This window comes from Streptomyces sp. NPDC004647, assembly GCF_040609575.1.
Classification (GTDB): Bacteria; Actinomycetota; Actinomycetes; order Streptomycetales; family Streptomycetaceae; genus Streptomyces.
In genome coordinates this window covers 55,866-68,039 of record NZ_JBEXKU010000002.1, presented here as the reverse complement: position 1 = coordinate 68,039, position 12,174 = coordinate 55,866, and the positions used below count along the sequence as shown (strand labels likewise).

Below are 12,174 nucleotides of genomic sequence, written 5' to 3'. Positions count from 1 at the left end.
GGGGCTGTCCGACGTGGCTGGGGTGACAGCCGCGAACGCACGTGTCCCAAGATTCGAAAACCAGGGCGGAAACCACCCTTTGGGATGAACTCACGTCAGGACACTGTTCGTTCACTCCCAGTACGTAAGTATTTCGGGGTCGAGGTCGCCGGCGCTCTTGATGTCCCCATGGGCCACGCCGGCGACTCCATGTCTCTTGTGGGGGTTCCACACCTTGAACAGCTCTGCCTTCAGCATGCCCGTGCGCCGTGCCGCCGCCGTGCTGACCGCCACCGCTCTGGCCGCCGGTCCTGCGGCCCTCCTCGTCGCGGTGCCCGCGCACGCCACCGGCGGGCACGGGAAGGCCGGTGCCGTCGTGCTCCGCACCGGCCTCGATGTCAAACTGCTCAACAAGGCCCATGTTCCGCTGAACGCCACGCTCAACGAGGTGCACGCGCCCGCCAGCGCGGAGAAGACCGCGCTGAGCGTGAAGCTGGACGGAGTCGGTCACGGCAAGCCCTTCAGCGTGCTGCGCGCCGATGTGGCCACCGCACGAGCCACCGCGGAGGCCCGCAAGTCCGAGGGCTACGCGAATCTCGTCCGCGCCAAGGTCCATGTCCCGGGTCTGCCGCTGCTGTCGCTCATCGAGGTCCAGCAGGTCACCTCGAAGGTGGTGTGCGAGACCGGCAAGCGGCCGACCGCCGAGTCGAACGTGCTGGGCAGCGTGCTCGTGCTCGGCAAGAAGGTCACGCTCCGCGCCGACGGTACGACCAAGGTGGATGTGCCGGACATCGGTGAGGTGCGGCTCGACCTGTCGAAGACCGAGACCACCTCGCGCACTGCCGCTGCCACCGCTCTGGATCTGAAGGTCTCCGTCAACCCGAAGAAGCTGAACGTCGCCAAGGTCCACGGGCGGGTCACGCTCGCCGAGGCCACCTGCGAGAGCCCCAAGGGCGCGCCGCAGGAGGGGCAGCAGCAGGAGGGGCAGCAGCAGGAGGGGCAGCCGCAGGAGGGGCAGCCGCAGGGGGAGCAGCCGCAGGAGGGGCAGCCGCAGGAGGGGCAGCCCACCGCAGGCACGACCGAGGCTCCCGACATCAGCACCCAGACCGGCTCCACCGATGAGAAGGACAACCTCGCGGAGACCGGTGGCAGTTCCGCCACGCCGTACCTGGCGGGCGGCGCGGCCCTGCTGATCGGTGCGGGCGGGGCGCTCATGCTGGTCCGCCGGCGCCAGGCGGCGAGCCGCCAGGGCTGATCGGAACCGGGCCCGTGGGGGCGGCTCCGGCTCAGCCCCTACGGGCCCTACGGGCCTCGTCCCGGCCCTCCTCCGGGTCCTCGCTTCCGGATCCTGTCCGGGCTCGTCCGGGTTCCCGCTTCCGGTTCCCGTCCCGCTCGTCCGGCCCCCGCTCCCGGCTGTCGGCTCAGCACTTGGTTCAGCACTTGGTTCAGCTGGTTCAGCCCTCGGCGAGGGCCTTGGCGAGCGACTCCGCGAAGCGGTCCGTCGTGGCCCGGTCGCGCACGGCCAGCCGGAGCCAGTCCGGTCCGAGGCCCGGGAAGGTGTCCCCCCGGCGGACCACGAACCCGCGGGCGCGCAGCCGTTCCCGTACGGCATCGGCACCCGCCAGCCGTATCAGCAGGAACGGCCCGGCGGCTGGCTCGCAGACCTCCAGACCGGTGAACTCGGCCAGGCGGGCGAGCAGATGGGCCCGGTCGGCGGCGACCCGGTGGGCGGCGTGCGCGGCCTCGGCCAGTGCCGTGGGCGCGCTGCACGCCTCCGCGGCGGCCAGGGCCGGGCCGGACACCGGCCACAGCGGCTGGGCCCGCTCCAGAGCCGCGATCCGGTCCGGCTCGGCCAGGACGTAGCCGATGCGGAGCCCCGCCAGACCCCAGGTCTTGGTGAGGCTGCGCAGCACGACCAGGCCCGGAAGACCGGTGTGCCCGGCGAGTGACTCGCGCTCGCCGGGCACCGCGTCCATGAAGGCCTCGTCGACGACCAGGACGCGGCCGGGGCGGGCCAGCCGGGCGAGGTCCTCCGCCGGGTGCAGCACGGAGGTGGGGTTGGTCGGATTGCCCACCACCACGAGGTCGGCGTCCTCCGGGACGGCGCCGGGACCCAGCCGGAAGCCGTCCCGTACGTCCAGCAGCACGCGTTCCACCCGGTGGCCGGCAGCGCGCAGGGCGGCCTCCGGCTCCGTGAACTGCGGGTGCACGATGACCGGGCGGCGGGCCGGGAAAGCCCGTGCCATCAGCACGAACGCCTCCGCCGCCCCGGCCGTGAGCAGCACCCGCCCGGCCGGTAGCCCATGCCGTACGGCCACGGCCTCCCGGGCGGCCCGGGGATCGGGGTAGGCGGCGAGATCGTCCAGGGACGCGGCGATCCGGTCCTTGAGCCAGGCCGGGGGAGTACCCGCGCGCACATTGACCGCGAGATCGGTCAGCCCGGCACCGGCGTCCCGTACCTCCGCGTCCCCGTGATGGCGCAGGTCGTGTGCCGGCTGCACCGGATCAGTGGGCGTGGGCATGGCCGCCGTGGTGGTGATGGTGGCCGTGGCCGTCGCCGGAAGGGTCGTCGGGGTGGTGGTGCGGCTGCTGCGGCAGGCCCACCTTGTCCTCGAAACCCGGGAGCGCGATGCGGTAGACGCACGAGTCGCAGTTCATTCGCAGATCGCCTTCGACGGCCTCGCGGTAGCGCTCCATGACCAGGTCGACCAACTCGTCGGTGGGGCCGATGACATCGGCGGAGAGCACCTCGATCTCGGGGTGCGCCGAGGCCCAGCCCTCCGTCTGCTGCCGCACCCGGTCCGGGAGGATGCCCGTGAAGAGGAAGTACGGCAGCACCACGACGCGGCGGGCGCCGAGCTTCACACAGCGGTCGAGACCGGACGGCACATCGGGCGCTGCGAGCGAGACGAAGGCCGTCTCCACCCCCGCGAAGCCGCGGCCCTCCCAGAGGAGCCGGGCGGCTTTGTGCACCTCCGCGTTGGCGTCCGGGTCGGTCGAACCGCGGCCCACCAGCAGTACGGTCGTCTCCGCCCGGTCGGCGGGCGAACGCGACGTTTCGCCCAGCACCTCGTCGAGCCGTCGCTCCAGGACCTTCAGCAGCTTGGGGTGCGGACCCAGCGGGCGGCCATACCTGTACGAGACTCCCGGGTGGCGGTCCTTCTCGCGGGCGAGCGCCGCCGGGATGTCGCCCTTCGCGTGCCCGGCCGACACCAGCATCAGCGGCACGGCCGCGAAGCGGCTCACGCCCTGCTCGACGAGTTCGGAGACCGCGTCCGCCAGCGGCGGCGGGGACAGTTCGATGAACCCTCCCGCGACGGGCAGTTCGGGATTGCGCCGGCCCAGCTCCCGTACGAAGTCGCGGAAGGCCTCCGCTCCCGCTTCGTCACGGGTGCCGTGTCCGGCGATGAGCAGCGCGGGCGGGGTGGTCACGAGATCTCCTTGGAGCTACGGGGAGCAGGTTCGGCGGGTGGTTCGGGGGGTTCGGCCGGTTCTGTGTGGAGGAGGCCGGGGAGGGCATTGTGGGCTGGGGCTTCGGTGACCGCGGAGCGGTCGTCGGCCGAAACGCTACTGACCGCGGATGGCCCGCTGTCGTGCAGGGCCGCCTTGCCGTCCGATGCCTCCACCGAGCCGACCGGAAGTCCGTGGTGCGATCGGTAGCCGGCCGGCCGGGGGCCGGGCCGCCGCTGTGGCTCTCGTGCGGGACCGTCGCGGCACGTCGTGAGAGGGCCGGGCTGCCGTGGGCCTCGGCGCAGCCCATGACGGCGGCTCGGTCCGGCTGCGCACCGGCTCCGGGCGTGCGGCGGCTTCAACTCTGCCACCGGTAGCCGCGGGGCGTCACCATACGTCCGGCGATGCGGCGGGCCGCCGTATTGCCGACGACCACGACGGTCATCATGTCGACCGTCGCCGGGTCGAGTTCGGCGAGCGTGGTCAGCCGGCTGCTCTCGTCCGCGCGGGACGCGTTCCGCACGACGCCGACGGGTGTCGTCTTCTCGCGGTGCTCGGCGAGGATGTCCAGGGCCTTCGGCAGCTGCCAGTCGCGGCCCCGGCTGCGCGGGTTGTAGAACGTCACCACGATGTCCGCCTCGGCCGCGGCCCGGACCCGCCGTTCGATGACCTCCCACGGGGTGTGCAGGTCGGAGAGGCTGATCGACACATGGTCGTGGCCGAGCGGTGCGCCCAGGATCGCCGCGGCTGCCAGTGCCGCCGTCACACCCGGGACGCCGACCACATCGATGTCGTCCGAGGCCTCGGCGAGCGCGGGCGAGGCCATCGCGTACACCCCCGCGTCCCCGCTGCCGATCAGCGCGACGGCATGTCCCGCCCGCGCCTCTGCGACGGCCGTACGTGCTCGCTCCTCCTCCGCGCCGAGTCCCGACTCCAGGACGCGCGTTCCGGGCCGCAGCAGATCGCGGATCTGGTCCACGTACTGGTCGAGGCCGACGACGGTCGAGGCGCGGCGCAGCTCCTCGCGGGCCCGCGGCGTGAGCAGGTCGCGGGCGCCCGGCCCGAGCCCGACCACGGCGAGCCGGCCGCGCGGGCGGCGGCGGGCGACGGCCGCGGTGGCCATCGCCGGGCGGCCCTCGGGCGTGGACTTCCGCTTGTCGACGACCAGTTCGGCGCCCGGGCCCGCGGCCAGCAGGGCTGCGGCCTCGGCGACGGACGGCGTTCCGACGGCGGCGAGGGGTGCCCCGGAGGGATTGGGCACGCCGACCGCGGCAAGGGCGTCCGCCGGATACGTCCTCAACACCACTCCGAGCTGCTCCGCCGCCGCTGTCAGCCCCTCCTCGTCGGCCTTGGCGTCGACGGTCGCCAACTCGGTGACGGAACGGTCCGACAGCCCCGCCGCGGCCAGTGATTCCCGTACGAGGCCGAGCACTTCGGCGGTGCCGACTCCGCGGCTGGCCCCGACTCCGACGACAAGCGACGGGGGACGCAGCACGGCGCAGTCCTCGCCGAGGGGCACGGTACGGTCGGTGACCCACAGCTCCGCCCCGCTCCTGGACTGGGTCACGGCCTCGCGCCCGGTCCCAGCCGCGGCCCCGCTCCTGGACTCGGTCCCGGCCCCGCGCTCGGTCCCGGCCCCGCGCTCGGTCCCGACCCCGTTCCCGGCCCCGGACTCCGCCGGGGAAGTGGCTCCGGCCGCTCGCGCGGAGTTCGGCAGAGCCGATGCGCTGTCGGGGCCGGTGGCCTCCGCCCTGCCGCCGGTGCCTGCGGGAGTTGTCGGCGGGGCGTCCGTCGCGCCACCCTCGCCCGTTCCGGGGGACGGTGCCTGCGACCGCGAGCCCGGTGGCGGCGGAGCCACATGCGTCGGCAGAGCGGGAAGCGGCCACTGCGCGTCCGCGCGGAGGGCGACCGGCGAGCCGTCCAGAACGGCCCGGGTCACCGCGGCCACCGCGCCCTCAACCGGCCAGCCCAGCGTGTCGAGACCGGGCAGGTCCACCGCGTCCGTCGCCGTCGTCACCACCGGCCGACAGCCCGGAAGCACCTCGGAGACCGCCGAGGCCAGGGCGTTCGCTCCGCCGCCGTGGCCGCCCAGCAGAGCCACCGCGTGCTGCTGTGCCTCGTCGACGCATACGACACCCGGGTCCGTGTCCTTGCCCGCGAGCAGGGGGGCGACGAGCCGTACGACCGCGCCCGTCGCCAGGAAGCACACGAGTTGCCCGCACTCCGCGAAGGCGCGCTCCACGGCTTCCCGCACCGGACCGCCGTAGATCCGCGTACGGTCGGGCCAGGCGGCGGCCAGCCGGTCGCGGGCGGCGTTGCCCGCCGCGGTGGCGGAAATCAGGCCGATCAAGAGGGTGCTCCTTCGATTCCGGTGGAGGTGCCCGCGGCGCCGCGGACGCCCCACAGCACGCAGTGGGGATGGGCCGCCCCGAGCGGGGGCACCCGGTCGGGCAGCGGTGCGAGACGGGACGACTGCGGCAGCACACGGTGCGCGTCGCACGCCGTCCGCCGCCTCGGGGACTGCGTGTTGGCGTAAGGAACCGCGCCACGGACGGCTCGGGCGGTGGCCGTGGGACGCTGCCGCCTCTCGGGCGGGCGATGGGCCGTGGTGGCTCCCCATGGTGTGTGGCCGGCGGTCGTAGGCCGCTGCCCGCGGTCCGGGTCAGCCACCGGTCTGATCCGCGGCCTGTGTCGCGGCGCGCAGCGCCCGGCGGGAGGCGGGGTCGGCTCGGCGGAAGCCGTGGAAGTGACCCGGGTGGTAGAGGTGCGAGCGGGTGCCGGAGGCGGACAGCGCCGGTCCCACCAGAAAGAGCGTGTGCTTCCAGAGCTTGTGCTCCTTGACGGTCTCCTCCAGCGTGCCGATCGTGCACCGCAGCACGAGCTCCTCCGGCCAGGTCGCCTGGTGAGCGATGAGGACGGGGGTGTCGGCCGGGTAGCCGCCCTCCAGCAGTTCCACAGCGAGCTGTCCCGAGCGGGCGGCCGACAGGAAGACCGCCATGGTCGTGCCGTGCCGGGCGAACTCCCGTACCTCCTCACCGGGCGGCATCGGGGTCTTCCCACCGCCCAGACGGGTGAGGATCACCGACTGGGCGACCTCGGGAATCGTCAACTCCCGCTGCGCTATGGCCGCGACCGCCGAGAACGACGACACACCGGGTACGACCTCGACATCCAGGCCCAGCTCCACGCAGCGGTCCAACTGCTCCTGGGTTCCGCCCCACAGCGCGGGGTCACCGGAGTGGATGCGGGCCACGAGCAGCCCGTCCTGTACGGCCCGCCGGTAGACGACGAGCACGTCCTCGAGCGACATCGTCGCGGAATCCAGGATCTCCACGCCCTCGCGGGCGTGCTCCAGCACCTCCGCCTGCACCAGGCTGGCCGCCCAGATCACGACGTCCGCCTCGGCGATGGCACGGGCCGCACGGAAGGTCAGCAGGTCGGCGGCGCCCGGGCCGGCGCCGACGAAGGTTACCTTGCCGATGGTCTCAGCGGGCATGGGATGGGTCCTCTCGGGTGCGGAAACGTCTGAGGGGGCGGGCAGCGGCCCGGCGGGGGAGGCGTCGGATCAAGCGGGCGGCGCAGGGCTCACAGCTTTCCTCCCCGTCCGCCGTCCCGCCGCGCGGGCGCGATCAGCGTCGACAGATAGGGCAGCGGGCCGGACTCCAGCTCGTCGGCAGGCCGGATCGACTCCTCCGGCAGCCCGAGCGCCGAGCCCCACACCGCGCCGTCCGTACGGCCGGTCGCGCGCAGCGCGGACGCCACGTCGCCCGCCAGCCGGCCGAACTTGTACGCCACGACCGTCCCCGGCCCCTCCAGGGCGTCCTTGAGGACGGCCGCCCCGGCGGTCACCGGGACCAGCGTCAGTGGCTCCGTGCCCTCGGTGAGCACCGCCCCGCTTCGTGCGGCGAGGTCCTGCATCGCGGTGATGCCGGGCACCGTCTCGACGACCAGCCCCGGAACCAGCTCGCCGACGGTCTGCGCGAGATAGGTGAAGGTCGAGTACACATTGGGGTCACCGATGGTCGCGAACGCCACCGTGCCGTGCGTGCGCAGCAGTTCGGCCACCCGCTCGCCCGCCGCGTCCCACGCGGCCTCGCGGCGGGCTCTGTCGCTCCGCTCGTTCAACGCGAAGACCACCCGGACCACCTTCGCCGGCTCGGTGTAGTGCAGCACGGTCGCCTCGGCACGACCCGTGCCGCCGTCCTCCATGACGGGGACGACTACGGCGTCGGCTTCCCGTAGCGCGTTCACACCCTTGACCGTGACCAGCTCCGGATCGCCGGGGCCGACCCCGACTCCTATCAGTCTGGACACGTCCGGAAGACTGGTCATGCCTCACACCTCTCGACGAACCTGCGGGCCGTGCCCGGTGCGGCAGCCCAGTGCACATGGACATACGAGGCGTGCACGCCCCCTTGAACGAACCCTTCGACGCGCCGCTCCGGGCGCACGAGTCCCCACGCGGGCGCCGGCCCGGCGCCCGGTTCGAGCGCCGTACGGTGGAACTCATGGCCGTGCAGGCGGGTCCCGGCCGGCGCCAGGACACTGTCCGAGACCGCCACGGCCTCGCGGTAGCCGAGGGTGAGCCGCTCCGACATCCGTGCCTCGGCATCCAGCACGCCGCACATCGGCCTGCCGTCCAGCGACCGCGCCAGATACAGCAGTCCCGCACACTCGGCCGCCACCGGTGCGCCCGAGGCCGCCAGCTCGGCAACGGCCTTGCGGAGCCGCCCGTTCGCCGACAGCTCCGGTGCGTACACCTCCGGGAAGCCGCCACCGATCACCAACCCGGCGGTCCCTTCCGGCAGTTCCTCGTCCCGCAACGGGTCAAAGGTGACCACCTCCGCTCCCGCCGCACCCAGCAACTCCGCATGCTCCGCATAGGAGAAGGTGAAGGCGGAACCACCCGCGACCGCGACCACCGGCCGGGAGCCCGTGCGGCCGGGAGCAGCACTCCCCGTCGCGGCCAGCAGGTTCGCTCCGCCGTGCGGTTCCTCCAGTTCCGCCGCGGGGTCCCACGCGGCGGCGGACAGCCGTGGTGCGCTGCGGGCCAGCGAGAGCAAGGCATCGAGGTCGCACCGAGCCCGTATCTGTGCGGCCATGGCCCGTACCGCCTCGACAGCCTCCGTGCGGCGCTCGGCCACCGGTACCAGGCCCAGATGCCGGGACGGCGTGCCGATCCGGTCTGCCCGGCCCAAGGCGCCCAGCACCGGTACGCCCGATTCGTCCAGCGCCTCCCGCAGCAGCTCCTCGTGCCGCTCCGAGCCCACCTTGTTGAGGATCACCCCGCCGATGCGCACCTCCGGGTCCCAGGAGGCGAATCCGTGCACCAGCGCCGCCACCGAGCGGGACTGCGAGGACGCGTCGACCACCAGCACCACCGGTGCCCGCAGAAGCTTCGCGACCTGCGCCGTCGAGGCCAGCTCCCCCTGCCCCGCCGCCCCGTCGTAGAGGCCCATCACGCCCTCGACCACGGCCAGATCCGCACCGGCCGCACCGTGCAGGGCGAGCGGTGCGATCTGCTCCGGCCCGCACAGATACGCGTCCAGATTGCGGCCCGGCCGCCCCGTGGCCAGCGCGTGGTAGCCCGGGTCGATGTAGTCCGGCCCGACCTTGTGCGGCGACACGGCCAGGCCTCGCTCCGCGAAAGCCGCCATCAGACCTGTCGCCACAGTCGTCTTGCCGCTGCCGGAGGCAGGCGCGGCAATCACCAGCCGCGGCAGAGAAGCGGAGGAAACGGAGGAGGCTGTCGAAGCAGATGAACCAGGTGAAGCGGAGGACGAGGCGCAGGATCCGGTGGCAGCCGACGAAGCGGAGGAGGGTATCACCATTCGATGCCCTTCTGGCCCTTCTGCCCGGCGTCCATCGGGTGCTTGACCTTGGACATATCGGTAACGAGATCGGCGACCTCGACCAGCTTCTCCGGAGCGTTACGTCCCGTGATGACGACATGCTGCGTGCCCGGGCGGTCCCGCAGTACCGACACCACCTCGTCGGTGTCGATCCAGCCCCACTGCATCGGATACGCGAACTCGTCCAGCACGTACAGCCGGTATGTCTCCGCGGTCAGGTCGCGCTTGACCTGCTCCCAGCCCTCCTTCGCGGCCTCCTCGCTCGACTCGATGTCGCGCTGGACCCAGGACCAGCCCTCGCCCATCTTGTGCCATGCGACGGTCCCCCCTTCACCCGAGTCGCCGAGGACGCGCAGCGCCCGCTCCTCGCCGACCCGCCACTTCGCGGACTTTACAAACTGAAATACACCGACCGGCCAGTTCTGGTTCCATGCCCGCAGCGCCAGCCCGAACGCCGCGGTCGACTTCCCCTTGCCCACCCCCGTGTGCACGATGATCAGCGCCCGGTTCCTTCGCTGACGCGTCGTCAGCCCGTCGTCCGGTACGACACTCGGCTTCCCCTGCGGCACTACGCGGCCCTCCTCGGTCCCTGCACATCACGGACCAGCGCCGCGACACTGTCCGCGCGCAACTCGTCCAAGGTCACTGCCGTCCCGCCCAGACCCGCGGCGAGGGAGCCCGCCATACCCAGCCGTACCGGTCCGGACTCACAGTCCACCACCACCGACGCGGTGCCCTCGGCGGCGAGCAGCCGCGCCGCGCGCTGCGCCTGTGCGAAGGGATCCCGCGGCTGCGTTCCGGCCTCCGGTGCTGAAGCTGCTGAAGCGCCCGACTGCCCGGAGCGGGCCGCCGCGCCCATCACCGCGCTCCGACCGCCACGGCCCGTCACCGGGCCGCCCGAGCCCGCGGCCGTCGCCCTGCCGTCGGTCACCACAACCAGCAGCGGCCGCCTTGAGGGGTCCCGCAGCCGTTCGATCCGCAGCACTTCGCGCGCCTTCAGCAGCCCGGCCGCAAGCGGCGTACGGCCGCCGGTCGGCAGCTTCTCCAGCCGGGCCGCACCCGCTTCGACCGACGAGGTCGGAGGCAGCGCCAGTGCGGCCTCCGACCCCCGGAAGGTCACGAGCCCCACCTTGTCCCGCCGCTGATACGCGTCGAGCAGCAGCGACAGCACAGCGCCCTTGACTGCGGTCATCCGCTGGCGGGCCGCCATCGAACCGGAGGCGTCCACCACGAACAGCACGAGGTTCCCCTCGCGGCCCTCCCGTACGGCCTGCCGCAGATCGTCCCGGCGCACGACCAGCCCCGGACCCCGGCGGCCGCGTGCGTGCTGATGCGGCGCGGCGGCCTGCACGGTGGCCGCCAAGTGCAGCTTCGTCAGCGCGCCCTGGGGCCTGCGCGCCCCCGTCGTGCGCCCATGTGCCGTACGCGCCCGGGAGCGCCGCCCGGCCGCGCCCTCGCCCAGTCCCGGCACGCTCAGCATCCGCGTCCGGAACGGCTCGGCCGCTCCGACAGCGCTCTGCTCGCTGTCCGCGCCGGACGCCGCCTCCCCGTCCTCGGTCGCATCGGCGTCGGACGACGTGCCACGCGCGCGTGGCCGAGGCCCCCCGGCCGTGTCCTGCGCCGGCTCCTCCGCCGTACCCTCCGGATCGCCGTCGCGATCCGCCTCCCCGTCCGCTTCCGCGCGGGTCCCGGGGACGGACGGAGCAGCGGACCGCTCCGGGGAGCCGGACGGAGGGGCCCCGTCCTGGAAGTCCTGGAAGTCCTGGCCGTCCTGGCCGTCCTGCGTCGGCTGCCCGTCGGGGCCGCCGCCGTCGGGGCCACCCGGACCGTCCGGATCCGGATCGTCGTCCCCGCCGCCGAACTCCTCCAGCGTGTCGTCCAGCTTGTCCTCGTCCAGCCCCGGTGCGTCGAAAGGGTTGCGCCGCCGCCGGTGCGGCAGCGCCAGCAGGGCCGCCTGCCGCACGTCCTCCGCGAGCACCTCCGTACGCCCCGCCCACGCGGCCAGCGCCGTCGCCGTCCGCGCCGTCACGATGTCCGCGCGCATCCCGTCCACTTCGAACGCCGCGCACACCGCCGCGATCTGCCGGAGCGCCCCGTCCCCGAGCCGCACCGACGGAAGCAGCGCACGCGCCGTCGCGATCCGCTCCCGCAGGGCCTGTTCCTCGGCCGCCCAGCGGCCCGCGAAGGCGGCGGGGTCCTCGTCGTACGCGAGCCGCCGCCGTACGACCTCCACCCGCTGGTCCGGCTCGCGCGAGGCCGCGACCTCGACCGTGAGCCCGAACCGGTCGAGCAACTGCGGCCGCAGCTCGCCCTCCTCCGGGTTCATCGTGCCGACGAGCAGGAAGCGGGCGGCGTGCCGCACCGAGACGCCCTCGCGCTCCACGTACGACGCACCCATCGCGGCCGCGTCGAGCAGCAGGTCCACCAGGTGGTCGTGGAGCAGATTGACCTCGTCCACGTACAGCACGCCGCGGTGCGCGTCCGCGAGCAGACCCGGCTCGAACGCCTTCTTGCCCTCCGACAGCGCCCGCTCGATGTCCAGCGCTCCGACCAGCCGGTCCTCCGAGGCGCCGACCGGCAGTTCGACCGTCCGGGCGGCACGGGAGACTCCCGGGCCCGGCTCGTGCGGCCCGTCCGGGCACGCCGGGTCCGCGGTGGCCGGGTCGCAGGAGAAGCGGCAGCCCGGTACGACGTCCACGGAAGGCATCAGCGCCGCCAGCGCGCGGACCGCCGTCGACTTGGCCGTGCCCTTCTCTCCGCGCACCAGCACACCGCCGACGGCCGGGGAGACCGCGTTCAGCAGCAGTCCCAGCCGCAGGTCGTCCATGCCCACGATCGCGGTGAAGGGATAGCTCGGGACCGCGCTCGCCGGACGCCCCGGCCCCGTGGGACG

10 protein-coding genes are annotated in these 12,174 nt (G+C 73.5%); 1 reads left to right on the top strand and 9 read right to left on the bottom strand.

What is annotated here, in order from left to right:
• Positions 1–111 precede the first annotated feature (111 nt).
• Positions 112–237: a hypothetical protein gene (locus ABZW18_RS01160; protein WP_356180281.1), complete on the bottom strand. Its 126-nt coding sequence runs from the start codon at positions 235–237 to the stop codon at positions 112–114.
• Between ABZW18_RS01160 and ABZW18_RS01155 the strand changes: the two genes are divergently transcribed.
• Positions 236–1,234, top strand: coding sequence for an SCO1860 family LAETG-anchored protein (locus ABZW18_RS01155; RefSeq protein WP_356180279.1), 999 nt, complete (start codon positions 236–238; stop codon positions 1,232–1,234). The two genes, ABZW18_RS01160 and ABZW18_RS01155, sit on opposite strands and share 2 nt — an antisense overlap.
• 199 nt (positions 1,235–1,433) lie before the next feature.
• On the opposite strand, the gene cobC is transcribed toward ABZW18_RS01155, so the two are convergent.
• The 8 genes from cobC to ABZW18_RS01115 form a co-directional block, all read right to left on the bottom strand.
• Positions 1,434–2,501 carry an Rv2231c family pyridoxal phosphate-dependent protein CobC gene (gene cobC, locus ABZW18_RS01150; RefSeq protein ID WP_356180277.1) on the bottom strand — a complete coding sequence of 356 codons (1,068 nt, stop codon included), beginning with the start codon at positions 2,499–2,501 and terminating at the stop codon, positions 1,434–1,436.
• A complete protein-coding gene (locus ABZW18_RS01145; RefSeq protein ID WP_356180275.1) occupies positions 2,485–3,411 on the bottom strand; it encodes a sirohydrochlorin chelatase in 927 nt (308 codons plus the stop codon). The genes cobC and ABZW18_RS01145 overlap by 17 nt, the downstream gene beginning before the upstream one ends.
• Positions 3,412–3,787: 376 nt before the next feature.
• Entirely contained in the window at positions 3,788–5,779 is a 1,992-nt protein-coding gene (gene cobJ / locus ABZW18_RS01140) for a precorrin-3B C(17)-methyltransferase (protein WP_356180273.1), read from the bottom strand.
• Between the two features lie 312 nt (positions 5,780–6,091).
• Positions 6,092–6,925: a precorrin-4 C(11)-methyltransferase gene (gene cobM, locus ABZW18_RS01135; protein WP_356180271.1), complete on the bottom strand. Its 834-nt coding sequence runs from the start codon at positions 6,923–6,925 to the stop codon at positions 6,092–6,094.
• An 89-nt stretch (positions 6,926–7,014) separates the two neighbouring features.
• Positions 7,015–7,761 carry a precorrin-2 C(20)-methyltransferase gene (gene cobI / locus ABZW18_RS01130; protein ID WP_356180269.1) on the bottom strand — a complete coding sequence of 249 codons (747 nt, stop codon included), beginning with the start codon at positions 7,759–7,761 and terminating at the stop codon, positions 7,015–7,017.
• Entirely contained in the window at positions 7,758–9,140 is a 1,383-nt protein-coding gene (locus ABZW18_RS01125) for a cobyrinate a,c-diamide synthase (RefSeq protein ID WP_356180266.1), read from the bottom strand. Before ABZW18_RS01125 ends, cobI begins: the two co-directional genes overlap by 4 nt.
• A 113-nt stretch (positions 9,141–9,253) precedes the next feature.
• Positions 9,254–9,850 carry a cob(I)yrinic acid a,c-diamide adenosyltransferase gene (gene cobO / locus ABZW18_RS01120; RefSeq protein ID WP_356180263.1) on the bottom strand — a complete coding sequence of 199 codons (597 nt, stop codon included), beginning with the start codon at positions 9,848–9,850 and terminating at the stop codon, positions 9,254–9,256.
• On the bottom strand, positions 9,850–12,108 hold the full coding sequence (locus tag ABZW18_RS01115; protein WP_356180597.1) for a magnesium chelatase subunit D family protein: 2,259 nt from the start codon (positions 12,106–12,108) through the stop codon (positions 9,850–9,852). Before ABZW18_RS01115 ends, cobO begins: the two co-directional genes overlap by 1 nt.
• Between the last annotated feature and the right edge of the window lie 66 nt (positions 12,109–12,174).